The 26162-nt window shown below is 61.4% G+C and carries 19 protein-coding genes; all 19 read left to right on the top strand.

Annotated features, from left to right (window positions below):
* Window positions 1-163: 163 nt before the first annotated feature.
* Window positions 164-676: a type VI secretion system contractile sheath small subunit gene (tssB, locus tag AC5P7R_RS16705; RefSeq protein WP_180876951.1), complete on the top strand. Its 513-nt coding sequence runs from the start codon at window positions 164-166 to the stop codon at window positions 674-676.
* Window positions 677-718: 42 nt separating this feature from the next.
* A complete protein-coding gene (gene tssC, locus AC5P7R_RS16700; RefSeq protein ID WP_180876952.1) occupies window positions 719-2194 on the top strand; it encodes a type VI secretion system contractile sheath large subunit in 1476 nt (491 codons plus the stop codon).
* Between the two features lie 7 nt (window positions 2195-2201).
* Window positions 2202-2627, top strand: coding sequence for a type VI secretion system baseplate subunit TssE (gene tssE / locus AC5P7R_RS16695; protein WP_180876953.1), 426 nt, complete (start codon window positions 2202-2204; stop codon window positions 2625-2627).
* Window positions 2617-4395, top strand: coding sequence for a type VI secretion system baseplate subunit TssF (gene tssF, locus AC5P7R_RS16690; RefSeq protein WP_219633901.1), 1779 nt, complete (start codon window positions 2617-2619; stop codon window positions 4393-4395). The genes tssE and tssF overlap by 11 nt, the downstream gene beginning before the upstream one ends.
* Window positions 4359-5381: a type VI secretion system baseplate subunit TssG gene (tssG, locus tag AC5P7R_RS16685; protein WP_495214064.1), complete on the top strand. Its 1023-nt coding sequence runs from the start codon at window positions 4359-4361 to the stop codon at window positions 5379-5381. Before tssF ends, tssG begins: the two co-directional genes overlap by 37 nt.
* Window positions 5378-5977 (top strand): FHA domain-containing protein, encoded by a 600-nt coding sequence (locus AC5P7R_RS16680; protein ID WP_495214062.1) that lies wholly within the window; start codon window positions 5378-5380, stop codon window positions 5975-5977. The genes tssG and AC5P7R_RS16680 overlap by 4 nt, the downstream gene beginning before the upstream one ends.
* Window positions 5967-6800 carry a type VI secretion system lipoprotein TssJ gene (tssJ, locus tag AC5P7R_RS16675; RefSeq protein ID WP_495214060.1) on the top strand — a complete coding sequence of 278 codons (834 nt, stop codon included), beginning with the start codon at window positions 5967-5969 and terminating at the stop codon, window positions 6798-6800. The genes AC5P7R_RS16680 and tssJ overlap by 11 nt, the downstream gene beginning before the upstream one ends.
* Window positions 6797-8134 carry a type VI secretion system baseplate subunit TssK gene (tssK, locus tag AC5P7R_RS16670; RefSeq protein ID WP_495214058.1) on the top strand — a complete coding sequence of 446 codons (1338 nt, stop codon included), beginning with the start codon at window positions 6797-6799 and terminating at the stop codon, window positions 8132-8134. Before tssJ ends, tssK begins: the two co-directional genes overlap by 4 nt.
* The gene (gene icmH, locus AC5P7R_RS16665) at window positions 8127-8960 is read left to right on the top strand and encodes a type IVB secretion system protein IcmH/DotU (RefSeq protein WP_495214056.1); all 834 of its coding nucleotides are present in this window, start codon (window positions 8127-8129) and stop codon (window positions 8958-8960) included. Before tssK ends, icmH begins: the two co-directional genes overlap by 8 nt.
* Before the next feature lie 86 nt (window positions 8961-9046).
* A complete protein-coding gene (gene tssH, locus AC5P7R_RS16660) occupies window positions 9047-11620 on the top strand; it encodes a type VI secretion system ATPase TssH (RefSeq protein ID WP_495214054.1) in 2574 nt (857 codons plus the stop codon).
* 20 nt (window positions 11621-11640) lie between these two features.
* Window positions 11641-13179, top strand: a complete 1539-nt coding sequence (locus AC5P7R_RS16655) for a sigma-54 interaction domain-containing protein (RefSeq protein ID WP_495214053.1) — start codon at window positions 11641-11643, stop codon at window positions 13177-13179.
* Complete coding sequence (gene vasI / locus AC5P7R_RS16650; protein WP_495214052.1) at window positions 13176-13865, top strand: type VI secretion system-associated protein VasI; 690 nt, start codon at window positions 13176-13178, stop codon at window positions 13863-13865. The genes AC5P7R_RS16655 and vasI overlap by 4 nt, the downstream gene beginning before the upstream one ends.
* Before the next feature lie 5 nt (window positions 13866-13870).
* On the top strand, window positions 13871-15307 hold the full coding sequence (tssA, locus tag AC5P7R_RS16645) for a type VI secretion system protein TssA (protein WP_180876977.1): 1437 nt from the start codon (window positions 13871-13873) through the stop codon (window positions 15305-15307).
* Window positions 15308-15332: 25 nt separating this feature from the next.
* Window positions 15333-19046, top strand: coding sequence for a type VI secretion system membrane subunit TssM (gene tssM / locus AC5P7R_RS16640; RefSeq protein WP_495214051.1), 3714 nt, complete (start codon window positions 15333-15335; stop codon window positions 19044-19046).
* Window positions 19047-19236: 190 nt separating this feature from the next.
* Window positions 19237-19755 carry an Hcp family type VI secretion system effector gene (locus AC5P7R_RS16635; RefSeq protein WP_180876981.1) on the top strand — a complete coding sequence of 173 codons (519 nt, stop codon included), beginning with the start codon at window positions 19237-19239 and terminating at the stop codon, window positions 19753-19755.
* A 78-nt stretch (window positions 19756-19833) separates the two neighbouring features.
* Window positions 19834-20091: a PAAR domain-containing protein gene (locus AC5P7R_RS16630; RefSeq protein WP_180876983.1), complete on the top strand. Its 258-nt coding sequence runs from the start codon at window positions 19834-19836 to the stop codon at window positions 20089-20091.
* A 29-nt stretch (window positions 20092-20120) separates the two neighbouring features.
* A complete protein-coding gene (locus tag AC5P7R_RS16625; protein WP_495214050.1) occupies window positions 20121-22622 on the top strand; it encodes a type VI secretion system Vgr family protein in 2502 nt (833 codons plus the stop codon).
* Entirely contained in the window at window positions 22603-24807 is a 2205-nt protein-coding gene (locus AC5P7R_RS16620) for a T6SS effector phospholipase Tle3 domain-containing protein (RefSeq protein ID WP_495214048.1), read from the top strand. The genes AC5P7R_RS16625 and AC5P7R_RS16620 overlap by 20 nt, the downstream gene beginning before the upstream one ends.
* Before the next feature lie 236 nt (window positions 24808-25043).
* A partial coding sequence (locus tag AC5P7R_RS16615; protein ID WP_495214047.1) for a type VI lipase adapter Tla3 domain-containing protein occupies window positions 25044-26162 on the top strand: 1119 nt, incomplete at its 3' end.

The following is a 26162-nucleotide window of genomic DNA, read 5'->3' as shown; positions in this document are numbered from 1 at the left end:
TCGTTCGTCTGCAGCGGACGGGTGGCCGAACTTATCGCGCCTCCAACGCGCGAACGCGTGCCGTCGGGCTAAGACATCGGCTTCCTCCACTGCGGTCATGATCGTCTGAAATGGCGTGTAGAGAGGAAGACAGGCAACCGATACCAACGCAGGAAGTAAGCGCATGTCGAGCAAGGATGGTTCTGTCGCTCCCAAGGAGCGGATCAACATCAAGTACGTACCCGCAACGGGCGACCAGACGGCGGAGATGGAACTGCCACTCAAGTTGGTTGTCGTTGGCGATTTCAAAGGCCACACAGAGCAGACCATGATCGATGAGCGCCAGTCTGTCCGTGTGGACAAGGGCAGCTTCGATGCCGTCATGGAAAAGGCAGAGCTCGGCCTCACGCTTGACGTTCCTGACTGTCTTTCAGACGAGCCTGAGCAAAGGCTCAATCTTAAGCTTTCGTTTTCCTCGCTTAGTGACTTCACGCCAGACGCGATCGCCCAACAGCTCCCAGAGCTCCGTACGTTGCTGGAGCTCAGGGAGGCGTTGGTCGCGTTGAAAGGACCACTCGGCAACGTTCCGGCCTTCCGCAATGCACTGCAGGAAATGCTGGCTGACCCGGGTGCGCGCGAAAGACTGGCCGAAGAACTGCAGTTGGCGTTGACAACGCGGGACGAGAACAACCCCTGAGAGCTTTCTCGTCATTCTGCCCAACAACCAAAGGGAACCACAATGGAAGCCAAGGAAACCTCTTCAGGGAAGATCGCGCCCGCCCCGGTTGGTTTGCTCGATCAGATCATGGCCCAGACCAGGATGCAGCCGACGCAGGAAGGCTACTCCACTGCAAGACGGGGTGTTGCTGAGTTCATTACCGAAATGCTGCGCGCAAAGGATCGGATCGAGCCGGTCAACAAGCATCTTGTGGATCAGATGATCGTCGAGCTGGATGCCCGCATCAGCCGGCAGATGGATGCGGTACTCCACCACTCCCAGTTACAGGATCTGGAATCCGCTTGGCGTGGTCTGAAGCTACTGGTTGATCGCACCGATTTTCGGGAGAACATCCAGATCGAAATTCTGCATGCCACGAAGCGGGAGCTGCTTGAGGACTTCGAGAGCGCAGCGGAAATAACCCAGAGCGGTCTCTACAAGCACAGCTACTCGGCTGGCTATGGACAGTTTGGTGGTGAGCCTGTCGCTGCCATGATTGGAAACTACTACTTTGGTCCGTCGACGCCGGACGTCAAACTGCTGAATTACATCGCGTCCGTGGGGGCCATGGCACACGCGCCGTTCATTGCCGCCGCAAGTCATGAATTCTTCAGCGTCGACGGCTATCAGGAGCTGTCCAGCCTGAAGGAAATCAAGGACATCTTTGATGGCCCTCGATACACGAAGTGGCGCGCATTGCGGGATTCGGAAGACTCCCGCTATCTGGGTCTGGCAATGCCACGATTCCTTCTTCGGCAACCATACGACCCGCTGGAGAACCCTGTTCGGCGATTCAGCTACACCGAATCCGTAAGCGATTCACATGAGAACTACCTGTGGGGCAACGCAGCCTTCCTGCTGGCTACCCGCATCACTGACAGCTTTGCCAAGTATCGTTGGTGTCCCAACATCATCGGTCCTCAATCCGGCGGTGCAGTTGAGGATCTTCCTGTGCATCTGTACGAGGCTCTTGGCCAGATCCAGGCAAAGATCCCGACTGAAGTGCTGATAACCGACCGCAGGGAGTTCGAGCTTTCCGAGGAAGGATTCATTCCCCTGACGATGCGCAAGGGGAGCGACAACGCCGCCTTCTTCTCGGCCAACTCCGTCCAACGCCCGCAGGTGTTCCCGAACACTCTTGAGGGGCAGCAGGCGCAGACGAACTACAGGCTGGGTACGCAGCTTCCGTACATGTTCATCATCAATCGCCTGGCGCACTACATCAAGGCGCTACAGCGCGAGCAGATCGGGAGCTGGAAGGAGCGCCACGACCTGGAGCGGGAACTCAATTCCTGGCTGAAGCAGTACGTAGCTGATCAGGAAAATCCGCCGGCCATGGTTCGCAGCCGTCGGCCGCTGCGAGCGGCCAGGGTCGAGGTGAAGGATGTGCCCGGCGAAGCAGGTTGGTACCAGGTAGCAATGAGTGTGCGGCCCCACTTCAAGTACATGGGGGCCAACTTCGAACTGTCGCTGGTCGGCCGGCTGGACAAGGAATAGGCAGAACATGAACAGGGTAGGGCAGGGAAGTCTCTTTGACAGGCTGGACGTACTGGAGTCGGCCACGCGCGCGCGAACCGCCACGCACAGCGCGGCCGCCAGCGTACAGGCCGTCAAGCGCCACGTTGAGCAATTGCTCAACGCGCGCCAGGGCGGAGCACAGAGCTGCCCATCGATGGGATTACCAGATTTCAACGATGCGGTCATGGGTTCGGCTGACCTCCTGCTTCGGGCGACCGCTGGAATTCGAGGGGCTATTGAGGATAACGAACCCCGGATCCGGGTGGGGGATGTCCGCCTGTTGGCAGATGTCCAGCAGCCGCTACAGCTCCGCTTCCGAGTGGATTGCGATCTGATTCTGGACGATCGAAGCACGGCGTTCGAGATGGAGCTGACGTTGAACGGCCACACACGCAACTACAGTGCGCTCTGACCCCGTGCCTCTACAGAGAGCGTTCCGCGAAGAACTGAGTCACCTACGACGCCAAGGGAAGGAGTTTGCGCTTGCAAACCCCCAGCTTGCGCGATTCCTTGGTGAGCGGGCGAGTGATCCCGATGTGGAGCGCCTTCTGGAGGGCTTCTCGTTCCTGACCGCGAAGCTGCGGATGAAGATCGAGGACGACTTCGAGGAACTGACCCATGGCTTGCTGCAACTGCTCTGGCCCAACTATCTGAGGCCGATCCCGAGTATGACAATTCTGAGATTCGAGCCCAGCGATCGTGCTATTGCCGACTCACAGACCATCCCCAAAGGCGCAATGGTCGGATCGGTTGAGGTTGATGGGGTCGCATGCCGTTTTCGAACCTGCAGCGAAGTCCGCATCCATCCACTGGAAATCGAGAGAGTGCATGAAGCGCACTCCCTGGAGAGTTCCATGGTCGCGATGGAACTACGCACGCTGTCGGACCTGGATCTCAGGTCGGTGGACTGCGATGAGCTTGAACTTCACTTCAGCGGCGACGACAAGGCAGCGCAGACTCTCTATCTGTGGCTGGCCAGGTATTTGGAAGAGATCCGCGTCGTAATGGGTGATTCGGTGAGAACTCTGCCCACCAACAGCATCGAATTTCCAGGCTTCGAAGCCGAAGCCGCGCTTCTTCCCTATCCGCGCAACGTATTCGATGGCTATCGGGTACTTCAGGAATTCTTCGTTTTCCCAAGACGTTTCTACTTCGCAAGGATAACCAGCTTGGCGCAGGCATGGCCTGCCCCGGGTTCATTGGCGCGCATCGAGCTTCATTTCAGTCGGCCCATGCCACTGGGCGTGCACATTCGGGATGGGGATATCTCCCTGCATTGTGTTCCCGCTGTGAATCTCTTCGCACACGATGCCGAACCCATACGCGTAGATGGTCGGGTCACCGAGTACCCCGTCAATCCGGCGGGTACCCAAGCGCATGGGCTTGAGGTCTTCAGCGTCGACGGCGTCAGTGGCGTATGGGCATCCTCCCGGGAGGGGACCAAAGAAGTGCGCCGGATCTATCACGACTTCTACTCATTCCAGCATGAGATCGACCGTTCATCGAATGGGCCTGCACCGTACTACCGGTCGCGGCTGCACGTCGATCAGAGCGTCGGTGGAACCCGGCAACGCATCGCCTTCATCCGAAGTGACGAGTCACTTCATCCAGATGCCAGCGAGACCGTATCAGTGCAGCTCACCTGCACCAATCGTGACTTGCCCTCAGTGCTGGCCGTGGGCGACATATGCCAGCCCTTGGACGACATCCCGGCATTCGTCAACGTCGCCAATGCAATCCGCCCGACGCCAAGCTACAGGCCAGTCCTGGATGGAAGCCTCCACTGGAACCTGATTTCCAATCTATCGCTGAACTTCCTCTCACTTCTGGGAACGGAGCCTATGAAGGCGGTCATCCGAGCGTATGACTTCGCGGCTCTTCACGACGTTCAAGCAAGGCGAGTGAGCCAGATGCGCCTGAATGGAATCGTGGCCGCCACGACTGTTCCGAGCACAGCATTCGTCATGGGCCTGCCGGTGCGAGGCCTGAGGACAGCCCTGAAACTGGACCCTTCGATGTTCCTCTGCGAGGGCGAGATGTACCTGTTCGGGTCTGTCCTTTCGCACTTCTTCTCGCTCTACGCGAGCATCAATGCCTTCCACATCCTTGAAGTCAAAAACACCGAGAACAACGAGACATATCAATGGCCACTTCGGCACGGAAGCCAGCCCATCATCTAGCCGGTCCGTTGTTGGACAACGCCCGGCGCCATGCTTTCTACAGTCTTGTGGAACGACTTCATCGTCTGCATGACGATGACCTGGAACATGCTGTGGAAGGTGATCCTGCAGCTGAGCGAATCCGATTCAGCAATGATCCTGGGTTGGGCTTTCCAATCTCGGATGTAGTGGTCGGCGAGTTTGGCCCCGCGGAGGGGGGATACTCGTATCGCCTCGCGGTCAGTTTCCTGGGTCTGCACGGCGTTGACTCGCCACTGCCGTTGCACTATGTCGAGCGCGTTGCTGCAGAGCACGCCAACGGAACCGGCCTTCATGCGGCCTTCCTCGACTTCTTCAATCATCGCCTTCTGACACTACTGCACCGCGGTTGGCGAAAGTACCGCTACCACGTTCGCTTCCAGTCAGGTGCGCGCGATCGATTCTCGGGCTACGTTCTCTCGCTGATCGGTCTGCACGACGCGCGTCTGGGGGAGTACAGCAGCCTGCCTTGGAGTCGGCTGCTCACGTATGCGGGCGCTGTGGCAAGTCGCAGCAGATCACCTGCCACAGTGGGTGGGATCGTCTCCCACTGCTTCGACCTGCCTGACGTTGTGGTGAAGGAGTTCCAGCCAATCTACGTCGACGTACCTGCTGAGGAGCGTTCGCGAATTGGAGCGTCCGGGGCCACGCTGGGAAACAACTTCATTGCAGGAGGCAGGGTCAGAACCTACGAGCACTGCTTCGCTATTGCGATTGGAAATCTCAGTACGGAGCGCTTCCGTGATTTCCTGCCGAACGGGCGAGACTTTCCCCTGCTGGGCACCTTGATCCAGTTTCTTCTAAGGGACCAGCTTGCGTACAACCTGGAGCTTGGATTGCGCGCAGAGCACATCCTGCCTCTTTGTCTATGCAAGGAGAGCGGCGGCAATCTGGGGTGGACAACCTTTCTGGGCTCTGCTCCGTCACAACGTGCCGACGCCAGTGTCAAGATCAAGGTGCGGGCATGAGTCTGCATACCGATGGAGCTTGGCTTCGACTCTCCGTCTCCAATCCGACGCGCATCGGTATCGGTCGCACATCCGTTCACTTCTTCGACCATCGCGGGGGAGCGATAGGCAGCGGGGACGCCAGCTGGTGCCTTGCCGACGACCGTGGTTGGATCGCGTCGCGTCACGCCGAGCTCTATGCTCGTGATGGAGCATTCTGCCTGCGCGATCTGGTCGGAATGACCTGGATCAACGACGCTGAAGAGCCCTTGGGACCCGGCAGCGTCGTTGAGTTGCGCGAAGGCGATCAGCTTCGCTTGGGCGCGTTGATCATCTCCGTCGGTCTTGCGATTGATCCAGGAGAGAGTACTACCAGCGAGCTGTCCGCAGAGATCTCTCTTGATGACCTGCTCGCAGGCGAATGGACGCCGCTGCACGATCTTGAGGACCGACCCTCGGCTTCCACCGTGGGCGCTCCGGCGCTACCCAACCTGGAGGTCTGGGAGGATCCCCTGTATGCACTTGATGTGATTCTGGATCGCCTTTGTGCTTCGGGGACCTCTCTACCGGTCGACGTGGCGTCCGATCCGGTTCGCGGGTGTCCGGATGTTCGCTGAGCGTCTCCAGTCGCTATCGACGTGGATTGTGATCTTGAGCGCGCCTTTGATGCTGGCCGGTTGCATGGCGACATCCAAGGCCTGGCAGGTGCTGAAGGATCCTTCCCTACCTGTAGGCCTCCCTCGGGATCAGCCATCCACGATCGCACTCAGCATCGTGGCGTCACCTGCGATGAATGCCACTTCTGAAGCCACGTTGGAGCCCGATGACGAGGAACAGTCGACGGCTGGCTATCGCATTCGGTTGTCCAGCTCCGACCTGCGCGGCCTGCTTGGCCAACTTCGGATGACCACTCAGACGCTGCAGAAAGAGCTTGAGGAGTCGGGGGAGCTGCTTCCGGGTCTTCCAGCTACTGCAAGCGATAGCCGTGCAGATGCGCAGCTTGAATCGATCGACGTCGTCGAGCGCGCACGGGCTGTTGGTGAATACCTCGGCTCGGACGAAATCATGAGCCCAGAGATCCATGCCAGCACGCTCGGCGGCGTAGGAAGTCCGCTGAAGATCGCTGTCATCCAACTCAAGGATGACGGCGTGTTCCTCAGTCTCGACGCTGATGCACTGTGGGCATCGCCGGACAGATCACTGGGTAAGACCTATCGAGATCATGACGAGTTCGTCATCAGGCCGGGCAGCTACAAGTTCGTCCCGTTTCATCAGGTGCAGCGGGAAACGCGTTTCATTGCTGTCGCAGCCAGATACCAGGACGCCAGCAGAGTGACATGGCGGGCAGTACATCGGATTCAGCCAGAAGGTAGGTCCTATCCGTTGCTGGTAGAGCTGGGAGATTCGGGCATCAGTATCAAGAGTGAGGACTGGGAATGACGTTGCGAAGCAAGGTGGTCTGGAAGGAAGGGCTGTTCGTGAAGCCGCAGCACTTCCAGCAGGAGACGCGGTATCTGGAGAGTCAGCTGCACCAGCGTCTGTCGTCGATTGGCGAGAATCTCCATGGATTCATCGAGCTTGAGTTAAACACCGAGTATCTGACCTTCGGGAAGATCGCGCTGCTGAGGGCGCGCGGCGCGATGCCTGACGGAAGCGTCTTCGACATGCCGATGGACACGCCGGTACCCAATCCATTGGACATAGCCGACGCGTCGGCCATAGATCGGGTCGTTTACCTCGCCCTCCCGCTCAGGATTGAAGGCGCCACGGAGGTTCAGTGGGACAGCAGCGCGGCGTCTCGACGTTACAAGGCGCACAGACGCGAGATTCGCGACATCCACACCGATGAGGGTGATCTGGTCGAGATGGACCTGGCCATGCCTGGCTACAGGTTGATGCTCGAGGGCGAAGACAGGAGTGCATTTGCATGCTTGGCCATCACGCGAATCCGCGATCGTCGACCCGACGGCAGTGTGGTTCTTGATGACGCACACTATGCCACTGCGCTATCGGTGAGTGCGGTTGTTCCACTGGCGAGATTCCTCGAAGAAGTCGCCGGACTCATGCGGCAGCGGGCCAAGGTGATCGCCGAGCGCATAGGCTCGCCGTCTCAGTCGGGGGTGGCAGAGGTGACCGACTTTGGGCTGTTGCAGGCACTCAATCGCATCCAGCCCCTGTTCCAACATCTGGCACGCTCACGCTGCCTGCACCCTGAGCGTCTCTATTGCCACCTTTCGCAGGCATGTGGCGAGCTGGTGACATTCACCGATGACGGCCGGCTTCCAATCGAGTATCCAGCCTATCAACATGAAGATCTGCATGCGTCATTCCATGCGCTGGAAGAGACCCTGAGAAGAGTACTGGGAACGGTGTTGGAGCCGCGCGCCGTTTCCATCCCGATGCAGCTCCAGAAATACGGCTTGCGCATAGCCATGGTGCATGATCGCCGCCTTATCGAGAGTGCTGACTTCATTCTTGCGGTGCGAGCGAACGTTCCCCTCGAGCAGCTCCGCGCACGCTTCGTCCAGCAGGCCAAGGTCGCCTCGATCGAACGGATCGACGAGCTGGTCAGCCTGCAGCTTCCTGGCATTCCTCTCGTTGCAATGCCAGTGGCGCCAAGACACCTCCCCTACCACGCAGGATTCACGTATTTCCAGCTCGATAGGGGAAGTCCGGCCTGGCAGATGATGCTCTCGACATCAGGCATCGGGCTGCACGTATCCGGCGACTTCCCGGAAATGGACATTCAGCTGTGGGGAATACGAAGTGAGTAAAGCACTGCAGGGTTTGGATAACGGCTTCATGACGCTTCCGCCAATCATCCAAGGGAAGGTGGCGCGCAAGGACGAGATCTCATTCGAGACCGCCGAAGGTATCGATGTGGATCCGGAACTCCACTTCCAGATGCGGGGTCATTCCTGCAATCCGATGGTCGATGCTGCTCAACCGCTACTTGCGCTCGCCATCCGGATCCGGCGAATCGATGCGCCAATGGACGCAAAGGCACTTCACGCACGCATCCGAAATCAGCTTGTAACGATGGAGAATGAGCTGCGCCAGCATGGCTATGAGGCGGGTACGCTGTCTGCCTATCGCTACTGTCTCTGCAGCTTCCTCGATGAGGCGGTAATGGCGACGCCCTGGGGATCGCAGTCCGAATGGGCACAGCACTCGCTGCTCAGTGCCTGCCACAACGAGACCTGGGGCGGAGAGAAGTTCTTCAGCATCCTGTCGAGGCTCATGACACAGCCGGAGCATTTTCGCGACTTGCTGGAATTCCTCTATTTGTGCCTGTGCCTTGGGTTCAAGGGGCGCTATCAGCTCGAGCGCGACGGCCAGGATTCAATCAGTACCATCATGCGTCGTCTGCACCGGCGCCTTAGGCAGATGCGGGGTATGGCACCTGCGACGCTGACCGAGTCCCTGGATAAGCCGATCCACCGACGGTATCGGCTGGTGCGCCTACTGCCTTCATTTTCCCCTTGGGTCGCAGCAGCACTGGTGATGGTCGCCGCCTACTGCACGTATGCGTTCTACCTGGACGCCATGACCGCAGAAGTGCTCGGCGCGCTGGACATCGTCCTGGCGCGGCCCGGGTAGATCGACTCCGAGCGCTTATCTCAACTTTTCATCGCAAGGCCCCCAAGGGCCGCGGGCCGCTGCATGAGTAATGGAAGCACAAAGCCATGATCCGTATTGAACTGTCTGCCCTCATTGCCGGCTTGAACAATGCAGCCCGGTCTGCCCTGGAGAGCGCTGCGAATCTTTCCGTACAGCGGGGAGAGCGCGAGGTGACTGCCAGGCATCTGCTCTTCTGCTGTCTGGAAGACCCTTTGGGCGACTGCGGCCGGATTCTCGGGCTGAGCGGGATCGAGGTCGAGCGGCTTCGGCAGCAACTGCTCCAATCGTTTCCCGCGCAGGTGGACACGGTGCCTTCCGCTCCTCCCACATTCTGTCCGCTGCTGCTGGAGTTGCTGCAGCACGCATGGACATTGGCCACGCTCGAGCTGGGCCAGCAAGAGGTCCGAACCGGCGCTATCCTGCTGGCTGCGTTGCTGGTCCCCGATCGCTATCTCTGTTCGGCGACAGCGGCGGTTCTGCACCCGATCAACCGTGAGGCATTGCGCAAGGAATTTGCCCGCGCTGTGTCCACGTCCAGCGAGGCGGCGTTGCCGATAGGCGCGCAGTCCGACTGCGTGTCGGCGCATCCCTCCGGCGGGGATTCCTCCCTGTTCAAGTACGCGACCAGCGTGACCCATTCCGCGCGGGAGGGACGGATAGATCCGGTTTCAGGTCGGGACGAGGAGATTGACCTGATGATCGACATCCTTCTGCGTCGCCGGAAGAACAACCCCATTGCGGTGGGGGATGCGGGCGTCGGCAAGAGCGCCGTCATCGAGGGTCTGGCACTGCGGATCGTCAAGGGCCTGGTCCCTGAAGCACTGCAATCGGTCGAAATATGGAGCCTGGATATGGGCGCCCTGCAGGCCGGGGCTTCGATCAAGGGGGAGTTCGAGAGGCGGCTGAAGGGCATTATCGACGAGGTGCGTTCCTCTGCACCGCGGATCATTCTGTTTATTGATGAAGCCCACACATTGATTGGCGCAGGTGCCGCGGCGGGTAGCAGCGATGCGGCCAATCTGCTCAAGCCTGCGTTGGCGCGCGGTGAGCTTCGTACGATTGCCGCGACCACCTGGTCCGAGTACCGGCGATACTTCGAGCGCGATCCGGCGCTATCGCGCCGGTTCCAGCTTGTCCGGATTTCCGAGCCCACCATCGAACGGGCCGTGCACATGCTGCGTAGCGTGCGCGAGTTCTATGAGCAGTCGCACAGGGTCCAGATCAGTGACGCGGCATTGCAGGCAGCGGTATCCCTCTCCGCGCGGTATCTGCCTGGCCGGCAGCTTCCCGACAAGGCGATCGATGTTCTGGATACCGCCTGTGCCCGACTCGCTGCGGCTCGAAATTGCCAGCCACGAGAGATCGCGGCTGTTGAGTCGTCCATCCGACAGTTGGAAGTGGAGCATCAGGCGCTGATCCGTGACCAGGCCGAGGGCAGACGAATCGATCCCGAACGGCTGGTCGCACTTGAGGCCCAGGCCACTACACTTGGGCAGGAACGTTGCGATCTTCACGCGCGCTATCGCAGGCAGCAGGAGGCCGTCGAGCGCATCCAAGGCGCGCGCGCCGGTGAAGATCATCAGGTGCGTGATGAACTACCAGAGCATGTAGCCGCCCTTGGACTCCTTCACAGAGACGGCCCGCTCGTGCACGCGGACGTAGATGCTGGGCAGATCGCGAGGGTGATCGCCTCCTGGACGGGCGTGCCCGTGGCTACGCTCAGTGCCGATCAGACCGAGCGGCTGGCGGGTCTTCAGAATGCCATCACGTCCACGGTTAGAGGGCAGGATCGCGCCGTAGAGCTGATCCACCGGCACCTTCTCACAGCAATGGCGGATCTGCGTCGGCCCGGCCGGCCTCTGGGGGCTTTCCTCCTGGTTGGGCCCAGCGGTGTTGGGAAAACGGAGACTGCGTTGCGGATTGCCGATCATCTTTTCGGCGGAAAGCAGTTCCTGACCTCCATCAACATGTCCGAGTATCAGGAGAAGCACACCGTTTCGCGGCTCCTGGGCGCTCCGCCAGGCTACGTTGGATTTGGAGAGGGCGGAGTTCTGACGGATGCCATCCGCCAGAAGCCGTATTCGATCGTGCTGCTCGATGAAGTAGAAAAGGCACACCCGGAGGTGCTCAACATCTTCTATCAGGCGTTCGATCGCGGAGAGATTTCAGACGGCGAAGGGAATAACGTCGACTGCAGCAACGTCCTGTTCATGCTTACGTCAAACCTCTGCTTCGACACGCACGAGACGCAGAACGGAGAGATTGACGAGCCCGGCCTGAAGGCGGGTCTTCGTTCATTCTTCAAGCCGGCGCTATTGGCTCGAATGCACGTCGTTCGTTATCAGCCGCTGAGTAACGGTGTTCTGGTCGAGATTGTCGAGCGACGCCTTGAAGAAGTCTGCGCCCGCTTCGAACGCAGGTATGGCGCGCCGCTGCATATGACTGATCGGGTACGGAGCGCGCTCAGGGAGCGTTGCGTGTCGAATCCCGACGGCGCCAGGATGCTGGATGCGAGCATCGATGGCGAAGTGCTGCCACCGCTATCGCTGGCCGTGCTTCAGCGGATGGCAACAGCGCTGCCTTTCCAGCAGGCAACGCTGGACCTGCAGGGCCAGGCATTTGTGGCAGAGCTTCAATGAGCCGGGCCACGCAGTCAGCGATGACGGCACTGCAGGCATTGCAGGTGGCACAGGCAACGCTGCGCGGCAAGGATGCAAATGATGTGGCGTGCGCCTGGATGGCGGCGGTCGATCGGCTGCCCGTTGCGCCAGCCGCGGCATTGGCCTGCTATCGGATTGATGACGCTGCACAATCGCTGTACCCGGTGGCGGGCCTGAATGTACCCGTGCGGGCGCTGCCCGTGATCGGCATGGCTGATATTGAACATCCGGCCGTTTACTGCCTTGTGCAGCGGGGGCCTTGCCTGGCATCCGCTTCGTCGGCCAGCCAGGCATCCGTGCAGGCCCTGACTGCCGCGATGAAATCCGGGCCCGGTTTGCTGGCCATACCCGTGCTGGATGTTGCCGTATCCAGGGCGATCGCAGTGCTGCTGCTGGCGGGACCCGCAGAGATGCTGCGGCGGTTCCAGCGTAGCCCCGAATGGGCTGCCTTGGTTGGCGTACTGCAGCACGCGCTCGCGCAGGCGAACGCAGGACTACGCATCGACCGGGTACCTGCCACCAGCAGTGAGTCTATGAAAGAAGGGGCCGAGCTGATCCGGAGCAACCTGGTGGGTCAGAGTGTACCCGCTCGTCGTCTGCGTGCCGAAGTGCTCGCTGCTGCTGATTCGCGAATGGCAGTGCTGATTACCGGTGAAACCGGAACGGGCAAGGATCACGCCGCGTCATTGATACATCGGGCATCTGGCCGCCGGGACGGAGCGTTTGTTCCGTTGAACTGTGCTGCCATCGCACCAGAACTCATCGCCGCAGAACTATTTGGTGCGGTCAAGGGCGCCTATACCGGTGCCACCTCGGACCGTCCCGGCCTGGTCGCGGCCGCCGATGGCGGCACGCTGTTCCTGGACGAGATTGGCGACATGCCCTTGGCATTGCAGGGAACGCTGCTGCGGGTTCTGAATGAGAAGACATACCGACCGCTGGGCGCGGTGCGCGAGAGGGCATCAGATTTCCGCCTCGTCTGTGCCACACATCGGCCGTTGCTTGAGAGCGTCCGTGAAGGTCGCTTCCGCCAGGATCTCTACTTCCGTATACGGCAACTCACCTTGGTAGTTCCACCTCTGCGTGAGCGCCGTACGGATATTCCACTGCTGGTTACCCGTATCCTGGCACGACTTGCCGGCGACAGCGGCAGGTCGGCCATCCATGTATCCGAATGTGCCATTCGTCGCCTGCAACAGCATGACTACCCTGGGAACATCCGTGAGCTCGCCACCCTGGTAGAGGTGGCCGCCGAGCGGGCAACCTGTCACGGAATTGATGCGGCAGTGGTGGAGTCGCTGTTGCAGAAGCCGCCCATCTGCCCACCAGCGATGCCAACGGAGACGATGGTTGGAGCTTTGCCGCCCGACCACTCGTTGAGCTTGAGTGAGGCCCGTGATCAATTTGAGCGGGGAATTATTTCCAGTCGGCTTCGCCACTTCAATGGATCACGCGCGCGAACGGCACGCAGCCTGGATATCGCGCGGAGAACACTGCTTTACAAATGCAAACGCCTTGGATTGGGGGATGAGCCATGAGCGCCATCCGTGTTCACCTTCAATCGAAGATCGTCGTGGTATTCGTCATGAGCATGGCGATCAGTGGCTCTACGTGGGCTGGACCAGCGAAGGCTGACCCAGGGCTGATGAACTGCGCCGCCCTGTCCCCTCCAATGGAGCGCCTGGCCTGCTTCGATGCCCAGGTTCGGCCTGGACTGCCAGCGGTGAAGGAGGCGAGACCCGCTGCGCCGTTAAGGGTGAGTCCATTCATCCATCAGCTTGCCCGCTTCGAGCGCACTCGTGTGAGAGGCGACAGCCGCTTCCGCATGTCTATTGATGAAGTGCGTCCTGGCCAGCGAGATGTGCTGATCTCGGCGCCCGCCTTGAATCAGCCGGCGCCGAGATCCCTGTTCACGATCAGCTGCATCGACAACATCAGCCGCTTGCAACTGGTGGTCCACCCGCCGTTGCCCCAGCACCAGATACGAGTGGAGATCAGTGCGGATGGCAGCACCGTAGCAGGCGCGCAGGCCTGGCAGGTGCTGGGTGACGGCGTGCTGGTAGACGCCGGGCGCGGTCTGGCGGCGATCGAGGTGATACGTCGGCTGGGGGCCTTCAGGGAACTGCACGTCAGCAGTGACGTCGCACAGATCGATGGGTTGCGGTTCGATGCCACCGGGTTGCCGTCAATGATCACTGAGCAGCGGCGGGCATGCCGATGGTGACAGAGATGGATGACGTCATTGAGTCCCTGCTGGCTCCGATCGCCGGTGCGTCACCGGCTGGCGCATTCGATGCCGAGGATGAGCTGTACCTCTCCATCGATCTGGAGATGGTGAAGCTCGGAGGGCTCCACGCGGCGACGCTGGACTGGTCCTTCGTCGAGTCCAGCGCGACTCATTACCTGCAGTTGCGCTGCAAGCACTTGCGTATCGTTGGTCATCTGATGAATGCCTGGCTTAGACATCAGCAATGGCAGGGATGGATCCGGTCCATCCAGCTGTTGGCGGGAATGACCGAACTGCACTGGACATCAGTATTTCCCCAACCTGGCCCTGCGGGACTGCCGGCCAGGAAGAAGCTCTATGCAGCGTTGGGCCAGCGCCTGCTGCAGTCGCTGAAGCATCTGCAGCCGGACAGTCACAGCAGCGCGGGCGCGACCCAGGCCACGGAAGCCGTGGCTGCGCTGGAGCGGGCCGAGCATCGCCATGCAATTGATGCATCGGTGGCCGAAGTGCTGATCCCCGCACTTGGGCGGGCGATTGAGCATGCCGAGCGCGCACCCTTCCAGCCGCCACGGCCGACGCGCTCGGCATCGCCGCAGCCTATGCGTGATGCGCTGGGAAAGGAATTTTTCTCCGAATCACGTGAGCTTCCACTTGGCAGCGAGCGGGAGATTCGTGCTGCGTGCCTGAAGTTGGCTGACCACATCAATCAGCAGGATGGCTTTGATCCCACGGGATATCTGTTGAGGCGCCGCGCGCTCTGGGCCGGAATCCATGGGACGCCGCCGGCCAGGGCGGACGGTCGGACAGAGATGATGAACGTGCCCGCCGACATCTCTATGGAGTACCAGGATGCGCTGATGGGAGGCCCCTGCAGTCCTGCTCTGCTGATGCGCATTGAGCGGAGCGTGGCGTCCTGCCCTTATTGGCTGCGGGGTAGCTTCCTCTCAGCCTCCATCGCGCAGCGGCTTGAGATGCCCATGGTAGCTGTTGTCATCCGGTCGGCTGTCGGACGCTTTGCGCAGCGACTGCCAATGCTGCGCGATCTTCTCTTCAGCGACGGAAGTCCTTTCATCGACGCCGAGACGCTGGGATGGATCAGCGGCGACGACGACGGTGATCGGTGTGGAGCGGCCGGCAAGGCCGTGACGCTCGCACGCATGCATGCCGAGCTTCTGGACCAGCAGCAGGATGGGCAGAGCATGGAATCGATTCTGCTGGGCCTGCAGGCACGGCAGCGCGGGCAGAAGACCCTGAGAGAGCGTGCCTATAGCAGTGCGGCGGCGGCAGATCTGTTCCATGCACGGGGATTGGCATCGCTTGCACAGGATCTGTACGCCGGCGTCGCGCTAACCATGTCCAGCCATGCTGCAAATGAATGGGAGCCCGATCTCTTCAGCCATGTCACGGCACGAAGTGGAAGAAGCGAGGCGGGTCAATGAACGGAAGGCTGCGGGAGCGAGTGCTATGTCGTTGAAACTGAGCGGGTTTGGCCGGGCGAACTCCCTTGCGCGGAGGATCGGGGTGTTGGGCAGGCGCGTGTGGCTACCCGTCGCTCTCTTCGCTGTCGTGGCGCTCCTGGTGTGTCTGTGGTGGCTGGGGCCTGGTTGGACGTGGAAGGGGCAAGCCCCCTTGGCGCCATTGCCCATACGTCTTGCGCTGAGCCTGATTCTGGTCGTGGTGCCGCTCGCCATCTGGGGCGCCGTCATGCGCTTCCGTTATCACAGGCTACGGGATGAGCAGCTGCGGCAGGTTGCTGCACAACAGGACCCACTGCAGGCAGCTGAAGACGCCCAACAACGATCTCTGGATGGAGCCCTCCAGCTGCTGCGGCGCAATCTGCGACGCCGGAACTACCTCTATGCGTTGCCGTGGTATGTGGTCATCGGGCAGGAGGGCTCAGGCAAGACCAGCTTCATCAACCGCAGCAGCCAGAGCTTCTCGCTGAGCGGCGTCGAGCGGGCCGCTGCCGAGAACTCTGCTCCCGATTCGCCCGTGCTTGCCATTGATTGGTGGATAAGCAACGACGCCGTCGTGATCGACCCGGCCGGTGAGCTGATATGCCAGAAGCAGTACCAGTCGGTGGGGGACCTGCCGGGTCCTGAGAGCGTCGCCGAGCGGGAACGGGTTCATGCGTTCATGCAGGAACATCCAGGTGTCGCACCGCGGCTATGGCGGCACTTTGTTGCCTGGCTTGGAAAGAACCGGCCAAGACGGCCCCTCAATGGGGCGATCCTGATGGTCGACCTGTCCTTGCTGCTGGTGCAGCAGCCCAGCGACCGCAAGGCGCTGGCCCTGCTGATACGCAGCCGCCTGCGCGAGCTGATGGAGGAGCTGGGTACCCGTCTTCCGGTCTACATCGTGCTCAGCAAGTTCGACATGGTCCGCGGCTTTGACACCTTCTTTGCGGGGCTGCCGAGTGACGCGCGGGAGGCCAGCCTGGGTTTCACCTGCACGTTGAGCTCTGTCGATGACTTCGATGCTTGGCTTCAGGAGCTGAGCCAGCAATATGACAGTTTCGTCGAGCGCCTGAACGAGCAGATCTTCGATGCCATGGTCGAACGATCGGCCGAGGCGGAGCGCGAGGATCTGTATGTCTTCTCCCGGCAGGTGTCCGGTCTGAAACCCTTGCTGTTCATGTTCCTGTCGGAAATTCTGGAAAGCGACCGCTATTCAACGCCGGCACTGGTTCGCGGAATGTACTTTGCCTCCGTCTTCCAGCAGGGCATCCCCGCCAACGCCCTGGGGAATGCCGTTGGACGAACATACGGCCTGCCTTTGCCCGATGGGTGTGCCTTGCCGCCAGGAAGGGCGAGCAGCTATTTCACGCACCGGCTGTTCCAGAAGATGATCTATCCAGAAGCGGGTCTCGCCGGGGACAACATCCGCGTTCTGGAAAGGAAGAAGCGAGCCCTTTGGATCAACGCTGCCTGCGCGCTGCTGGTCACTCTGGGGGCCGTGGGGGCCTGGCATTATCACTTCCAGCAGAACCGGCAGAAGATCTATGCAGTGCTGGACAAGAGTCGGTCGTTCAATGCCACCGGCATCGAGAGGGACCAGGACACGTCCGGACGCAGCCTGCTTCCCGCGCTTGACCAGATACGGGATGCGGTTTCGGTGTACGAGGACTATCGGACGTCATGGCCGCATGTGGCTGGCTTCGGTCTCTACCAGGGGCACGACATCGGCCCCAAGGTCGATGCGGCGTACATGCAGTTGCTGGGCCAGCAATTCCTGCCGCAGTTGGCCGAGGGCGTTGTCGCGGGGTTGGACGATGCTCCTCCTGGCAGCGACCGCAGCCTTTCGGCACTGCGTGTCTACCGGATGATCGAGGACCGCGGCAACCGCAAGCCCGAGTACGTCGAGTCGTGGATGGCAGGTGCGTGGCAGCAGGCGTTTCCCGGCGACGCAGAAACCCAGAGTCGCCTGATGACCCATCTGCGCTACGCGTTGACCTACGTGGACGCACGCCTGCCGTCGCAACCGCGTAGCGTGAAGGAGTTGCAGGCCGAGCTGCGGCAGATTCCACTTCCGCAACGGGTGTTCGCGGGTATGAAGCGCGAAGCGCTGGACACGCTGCCGGCACCGCTGGATCTCCGGGCGGATATCGGCCCCGTCGTGGACGTCCTCTACAAGCCTTCCGCAGCGGCCTTGGCGCTCAGCGGATCGGACGCCCATATCAATCCGCTCCTGACGGTTGAGGGATTCAACGGTTACTTCCTGCGGCGGAGCAAGGCGGTGGAGGTGCTGGCGCTCACCGACCAGTGGACGCTCGGCTATCGCGCGCAGTCGCACTATTCGGAAGAGGACCGCAGGCGTTTAGCGGCGCAGATACGTGAGCTGTATGCGGATGACTACATCGCCAGTTGGCGCAAAGGCCTGAACAGCCTGAAGGTCAATGAATTCCAGGACCTGGACCATGCCGTGCTGGTACTGGGGCAGGTTGTCGGACCGGCCCAGCCATTGCGCCGGCTCGTCGAATCAGTGGCCCGGAACTCGCACCTTGATGCCCAGCCGGGGGTGCTGGATACAAGCGCTGCACGTGCCGCCGCCGCAGCAGAAGAAGATGCGCCTATGGTCCGGCGTATCGAGCGTGAATTCTCCGCATTGACGCAACTACTCGGCGCGGCAGAGCGACAGACGGAGAGTATCGCCGAAATCCAGCGGGCGATCAGCGGCCTGCATGACTACATGAGGGGCATCCAGATCAGCGCTGACCGAGGCGAGGCTGCACTGGACGCGTTGAGCGGCCGGACCCGTCGTGAGGGTGTGGACCCGATCTTCCTGGTCAGGCAGATGGCTACAGGCTTGCCTGAGCCTCTCAACCGGCACGTCGCAGCGCTGGCGGACGAAAGCGAACGGACACTTGCGCTGGAAGCCGTGCTGGAGTTGGAAAAGCGCTGGGAAGAGGACGTGCATAGCTTCTATCGGCAGCGGCTGGCAGGACGCTACCCACTGGAACCTGCCAGCGCACAGAACATCGATCTGGTTGACTTCGAGGCCTTCTTTGGTCCAAAGGGGAGACTGCAGGTATTCCAGGACAGCTACCTGACGCCCCTGTTGTCCCGCGACAGCGCAGCGCTGGTCACGGCGTCGGCTGGAGAGGCTCTGATCACGCCTGAACTTGGACCGCAGATCGAACACGCACAGCGTATCCGTCAAGCGTTCTTCAACGAGCGCGGTGGGTTGGGCGTCCAGTTCAACGTACAGCCCCTGGCACTGTCGGCGACTCACCTCAACAGCGTGCTGAATGTTGACGGACAGCTGATTTCCTATGCGCACGGCCCGCGTACCGTGACGGGGCTGATCTGGCCCAACGCCCTGCGCGAGGGTGTGGAGAGCCGGTTGACCCTGGTGGGCCCGGCGGGGCAGACGCGCGTGATGCGATACCAAGGTCCCTGGGCCTGGTTCCGCCTGCTGAGCCAAGCCCAGTTGAACGGCAGCACGCTCAGCAGCGTGGATCTGAGTTTCAGTGCGGGAACGGGCGCGGTGCGCTATCGCATCACATCGGACAGGACGGGAAACCCGTTCACGCAGCAGGTGTTCAATGCGTTCAAGCTGCCGCGTTCACTGCGCCCGAAAGCCCTGCCCACCGAACCGTTGCAGGGGACGAAGACGCAAGTTATTGCGCAGCCTGCGCAATTGGAAGCGCAGAAAAGTCCTTCCAATCGCGAGGGTTGAGTTCGCGTGCGCATCTACTTGCGCACTCATCGCCCCAGTTACGCACTGAGCGGCCTCAATTTTCCAAGAAGTCGTTGCGGCACAGGGGCTGAAGAAGTTGGCACGGAACTTGGTATGCACCGCGAGCCATGTTGGCCCCCGCCGGAGGGAACCCGGCACTTCGTTTCGACAACAGAGAGGATGTTCCGCAATGCCAACTCCCGCCTATATCTCCATGCAGGGCAAGACCCAAGGCAACATTACCCAGGGAGCATTCACCGCCGACTCGGTTGGCAACGTGTTCGTGGAAGGCCACGAGGATGAGGTTCTTGTCCAGCAGATCAGCCATGTGGTGACTGTGCCGACGGACCCGCAGTCAGGTCAGCCGGCAGGCCAGCGTGTACACCGTCCGTTGAAGTTCACCTGCGCGCTGAACAAGGCGGTGCCGCTGATGTACAACGCGCTGGCGTCTGGCGAGATGCTGCCGACGGTAGAGTTGAAGTGGTTCCGGACGTCCATCGATGGACGCCAGGAGCACTTCTTCAGTACGCTGCTGGAGGACGCCACCATCGTGGACATCAACACGCAGCTTCCACACGCACAGGATCCGGACAAGTCCGACTTCACCCAGCTGATCGAAGTCAGCCTCGCGTATCGGAAGATCACCTGGGAACACACCGTCGCCGGCACCTCGGGCTCTGACGACTGGCGCGCACCACTGGAATCCTGACTCCGCAGTTGCAACGGGCGGGCGTGGATACAACGCGCCCGCTTCGTTCATTTCCTTCATCCAAGTGCAGAGCGACGCATGGCATCCATCATTCTGGTTGGGCATCGGTTCGACTGCCCGCTCCATGGCGCGACCGAGGTGATATCCGGCGCGTCCGGCTTCAGCGTACAGGGGCGCTGCGTGGCGTGTGTGGGTGACCGGATGGCCTGTGGCGCCGTCATCGTCAGTGGCAGCCAGCGCGTGAGCTGTGGTGGAGCGCAGGTAGCCTGGGTCGGCGACAGCACCGACCACGGTGGAACGCTTGGCGAGGGTGCCAATGCCGTGACCCTGGGCTGATATGGCCTGCCGGACCTGGAGAAAGAGCAGTGGCCACACAATCCGACATCCGATTTGATTTCGCCCTCGCCAACGGCCCCGCCTTTGACGTGGTCCGGTTCACATTGGTCGAGGCACTCAGCGAACCGTTCCGCCTTGAGGTTGAACTGTCCACGGCCGAGGCATCGCCGGACCTCGGGCTGCTGTTGGGCGAGGTGGTGCGATTCACCCTCTGCCGCGGCAGTGATGTCATCCGTTGCGTGGATGGCATCGTCACCGGGATCGAGCAGGGGGAACGTGGTTTCCGACGCACGCGCTATCGCGCGATCGTCGAGCCCGCCTTGCATCGGTTGGCATTGAGGCGCAACAGCCGCATCTTCCAGCGCCGCAGCATTCCCGAGATTCTCAAGATCGTTCTGGACGAGCAGGGCATTCTGGCTGAGTTTGCTGCGGCCCATCCGCACCCGCTGCGTGAGTATTGCGTGCAGCATCGCGAGTCGGACTTCGACTTCATGCAGCGCGTGGCAGCTGAAGAGGGCTTTGTCTTCTACTTTGACCCGGGTGAGCAGTCCGAGCTGAGGCTGATCGATACCACGCTGGCCTGCCCCGAACTGCCCGGAGGAGGATCACGCCCCGGTACGGTGATGTACCACGCCGTGCCCGGTGGTGATGCCGGCGAGCCTGGACTATGGCGATTCACCCACCAGCGTCGCATGGCCAGCACGCGGGCCACCCTGCGTGACTACACCTTCCGCCTGCCCAACCGGGATCTCCAGCACGGGGCTGACGCCCGTGATGGCATCGGCGAGTACGAGCACTATGATGCGCCCGGTCGCTACAAGGCCGATGCGACTGGCAGGGCGTGCGCACGCTTGCGCCTGGCGGCGCTGCGCTCGGGCACCGACCAAGCCAGCATCCAGGGCGACGATGCGCGCCTGTGGCCGGGGCTGGCGTTCGAGCTGAACGGCCACCCGTCATCACGGCTGAACCGCGATTGGCGGGTGGTGGCGCTGGTCCATCAGGGTGAACAATCCAGTGCGCAGGAGGAAGAAAGCGCGTCCGCTGAACAAGGCAGTAGCTATCGGTATGAAGGCACGGTGGTTCCTGCCGATGTCGACTGGCAAGCGCCGTTGCGCGCCGCCCCGGTCATGGATGGGCCACAGATCGCCCACGTGGTCGGGCCCGAGGGAGAGCAGATCTACACCGATGAGTTTGGTCGGGTGATGGTGTGGTTCCCATGGGACCGCGAGGGACCGAAGCAGGACAGCACCTGCTGGATACGGGTCAGCCAGACATGGGCCGGCCCCGGCTATGGCGCGATGCAGATCCCGCGTGTGGGGCACGAGGTCATGGTCAGTTTCCTGGACGGGGACCCTGATCAACCCATCGTGACCGGCCGCAGCTATCACGCTGCCAATCCGCCGCCATATGCGCTGCCGGCCCTGAAGAGCCTGGTGACGCTCAAGAGCCAGGAGCACCATGGGCGTGGTCACAATGAACTGCTGCTCGACGACACTCATGGGGAGTTGAAGGCACAGCTGCGAAGTACCCACGCGGCAACCGCGCTCAACCTGGGCTACCTGACTCACCCGCGTGCCACCGACGGTACGGGCGAACCACGTGGTGAGGGTTTTGAGCTGCGCACCGATGCCAATGGTGCGCTGCGTGCCGCCCATGGGCTGTTGCTTACCGCTTATGGGCGCAGTCAGGCCACAGGCGGTCAGCTGGATCATCGCGAGCTGGTCGAATGCGTTCAGGCACTGTCCGGCCTCCTGAAGTCGTTGGGTGACACCGCCGCGGCGCATCACGCACTGCCCGACGTGGACGGACCGCGTGACGCCCTGGTTGCAGCCATTACACAGATGGGCGGTGGAGCCAATGACCGGAAGCGTGATGAGGCCGGCAATCCGGTGGTCGCCATCAATGCGCCGGACGGCATCGTCATGGCGACGCCACAGACGATGCTGCTGGTCGCGTCCGAGCGCGTGGAGATTGCCTCGGAACGTGACCAGCGAATGGCGGCTGGCGGGGTACTGCATCGAACCGCTGGCAAGGGTGTCAGTGAGTTCGCCATCGACGGCGGCCTGAGCTACATCGCTCACCGTGACGACATACGCATCCAGGCACAGCACGGCAACGTCGTCCAGCAGGCCGAAAGGAACCTGCAGCTGCAGGCCGGCGAGCAGATCATCCAGTCGGCGCAGAAGAAGATCGTGCTGGGATGTGGCCAGAGCGCTCTGGTTCTGCACGCCGATGGCCAGCTGGAAGTCTACGGTTCGGCGCTGAAGATCCACGCCGATGTAGAGATCGACGCCGCCGCACCGGCTGAAAGTGCGTTTGAGGCGCTGGGCCAGATCGACACGTCCGGCCGTTTTGCGCTACGCCAGGCAGACGGCGAAACACCGGCAGCGCAGCAGCGCTACCGGATGACGTTGGCCGACGGAAGCGTGCTGGAGGGAATCAGCGACGCCCTCGGCATGACCGAACTACTTGAGAAAGATGCGATGAGCATCGCACACCTGGAGGTACTCGATGACCCGCCCGACCACTGAGCGCTGCATTGCCACCGGCAGGGTGATAACGCAGCCGGCCGGCACCCTGCAGAAGGTGATCCTGCCGATGCCCAAGCCGGCCATCGTCATCCTCGTGCACGGGGTCAATGACGTGGGCGAGGCCTACGTGGAGCAGGAGACCGGCATCTGCCTGGGAATGAGTGAACGGCTGGACCGTACCGGGCGCCAGGAATCGCTGTTGAGCGGTGCGTACTACCGGGTGCCTGACTGCGCTGATCGGGATGCGCCTGATCCCGATGCGGTGTACTTCCGGCGTTCGCACACCCAGGCGCGGTTTCCGCCCAGGGGGCAGGATGCGTTGGAGCCGCGCAGCGTGGTGATTCCGTTCTATTGGGGGTTTCGGGAAGAAGAGGGCTATCACCGCGACAGATCCGGCAAGGTGCGGCCCAACGTGACGCGTGATGCGCCCCACGGCGAGTACCTCGACCGTCATGGCAATCGCCTGGACAAGGACAGCGCCAAGAACGGTGGTCCCTTCGCCAATGCCACCAGCTGCATTCCGGACATGTGGGCCGATGGCTTCTCTGGCCGCATCGCCAAGGTCGTCCCAAGCAACCCGGTGGGTGGTACCGCCACCCGGCCGCTGCTGAAGGCGCGCTCGCGCCACTACATGGTGCTGGCGGCGCAGCGGCTGGCGATGCTGGTGCGCATGATCCGCAAGAGGAACCCGGACGACACGATCAATGTGGTCGGGCACAGCCAGGGCTGCCTGGTGAGCCTGCTGGCCAATGCGTTACTCAAGGACAGCGGTGATCGTCCCGTGGACACGCTGGTGATGAACCACCCGCCCTATGGATTGGGCGAGCCGTTGCTCGACAACATGGAGAGCGGGAATGACCAGCAGACCGTCGAAGCGCGAGTGAAGACGTTGCAGTCCATCATCGGCTTCATGACGGGTACCGCACATGCCACGCCGGCGTTTTCCGCACTGGCCGATGCCCCCCGCGGCAAGGTGGTGGGCCGCGGCTGGGGACCGCATCAGGCACAGCGCGCTTCTGTAGGCCAAGGTGGCAGCGCGTTCAACGAGCGCGACAACCGTGGCAAGGTGTACCTGTACTTCTGTCCGGATGACCAGACCGTGGCCCTGCAGACCGTACAGGGCATTGGCTGGGCGGGGGTGCCTGATCGAATTGCCACTGTTACCTCGGAATCACTGCAGGACTGGAAGGATCGCAGCAGGCATGAGCCCCGGCTCATGCAGAACGGCTTTGAACGGCATCTGCCCGCACTGGAGCTGCTGGGCGATCGCTTCAAGCAGCGCTGCTTCACCAAGCGCGTCCGCGATGGCCAAGGCCTGAAGATTGGGCTGCCGCCGCATGACTACATATTGGAACATCGGCACGAGTGGACCTGGACCGGCACCACGATGGGAGCCAAAGATAAGCTCGGCCGGGGCGGCTTCAGCACAGGTCAGACGGTGCGTGTAACCGGCGAGGCACTGACTCCACCGGTGACACCTCAACTGGGCGGGGATATGGATGCCATTTCACCGATCGATGCGTCCATCGCAATGACGCAGGACGAGGGGTTGCTGTTGCCCTGGGAGATGTTCCCGCGGCTTGTGCACAGCACCGGCACACATGCAGTGCGAAACATTGGCTTGATTCCCGCAGAAGCGGTGCCTGACCTCGAACGCGCATGGAATGAGGGCAAGGCAACGGTGGACAAGGCAAAGGTGGTGCATGCACGCCATCTGGGCGGCGGCCGGGTCGAGATCCGCAGGAAAGAGACGCCGGCAGAAGTAAAGCGCCGCTGGATGGACACCACCGACAGCGAAGACAACCGTAAGTCGTTCCACTCGAGCATCGTGGCCAATGCGATGCACAGCCAGAAGGTCACCGCCTATGACCTGTCGATCGGGCAGGCCAGGACGATCGATGACCGGACGTACTACCTGTATCTGTGCCTGGTGGCGGACTGGAGGACGCCGTGGGATAAGCCGGCGGACATCGCAGTGACTTCCGACCGAATAGAAGTTGACAAGGCAGTTCAAGTTTACAGATCAGAGTCTGGCGATTTCCCGCTGATCAATGAAACGCTCAGGTATAGAAACACAGGAGTTCTGCCCGAGTGTGCGAGATGCGACCTTCCAAGTCTGGTCTGGACGCAGACGGCCGCTGATCGAAAGAGAGACCAGCCCGTGCGACAGGGCGCAGGCGCATGAGGAGGCCCTGTCTCCTGATACTGCTCTCGCTTTTTCTCCAGGCTTGCGAGAAGAAGAGTGCCCTGGAAAAGGCGTGGCCAGTAGACCCTGCCGCGTTCGCGGAAGCCGTTCGCCCGCCACCAGTTTATGACCCCACTGGATTGCCGAACGATTTTGTGGAATTGAATCAAGCTCCCATTTCCGGCGCCCAGCCGCCCCCACTACCGGATGCACCTGCAATGGAAAACGATCGGCGCATGCTCACTCTGGATGTCATCGGTATCGGTCTGTCGGTAGAGATGTTTCGACAAGGCGATGTGTGGCATGAGTTGAAGCAGGCGGAAAGCTTCAGCGCCAATGCGATGCCAGCCCAAGACTCGCCACGTTGGCGGCACGCGAACGGCGCCGGCGTCCTATCTAAGCGGAGGGCAGACACGCTGGAACTCGCCCTGAAGAACATGGTTGAAGCTTGGCCTATCCCATCGGTTGGAGTATTGGCAACGGATGCCAATGATTGGTTGAGGAACACGTACTCAGACAATGAACTGCGTGAGATGGACAGCATGTATCTTGACAGAACACGTATGCCAGCCGGGCTGCATTGGACGCAGATAAAGCAATCAGACGTGATTTACAGCAACACGCCCGAAGACGTGATCGAGGCCATCTTCCGGACGTTCGAGCGTCACCCCGATATGCCTGCGATTCTAGTGTACGCGTTCGGGCCAGACGGGAAATACGACGCCCCCCGCACAGCCAGCACCCCGTTGGCCACCTACGCGGCCATGGTAGTCGCCCGCCGCGAGCGGGTGGAATGGCTGCGGCCGTGGGCGCCGTATACCGAGGTGAACGTCGATGAGTGGTGGCCGCAATTCAATGGATGGCAGGCAACCCCGCCGAAGCCCTTCAAACCGACACCGTTCTTTCCGACGCCTTGGACGCGCGCCCACTTCAAGCAATGGGACGCCCTCCCCACGCTCGCCAAGCTGCATCGCCCGGTCGTCGCTCGCCTCACGGATGAGCAGGGCACGCCTCTCAAACGTCAGGCCCAGCACGAGGCGCTTGTAGAGGGGTGGAAACAGGCCGCCGGCGAAACCTACATCAACTCGGTGTTCTTTGACACCGGCAAGGCCGGTACCGGCATCGCCACGCTGTCGCCAGTACTGCGCGAGCTCAAGGGCAACCCGGACCTGTTGGATCCAAAGGAAGGCATCGACCTGTTCGCGCGGCTGGGTGAAACCGGTGCGGCCTCGCCGTTCGTGCAGTTGGTGCTGGCCACGATGGCCGCTGCTGAGTCGAAGCGGGCCAGCATGGTGGTGCCGATGCGCCGGCCGGACCAGGTGACGATGATCCAGGTCAGTCCTTCGGACGATGAG

The sequence above is a fragment of the Stenotrophomonas sp. YJH_SMC_27 genome, assembly GCF_059369815.1.
This window is presented reverse-complemented; position numbering and strand designations above follow the sequence as displayed.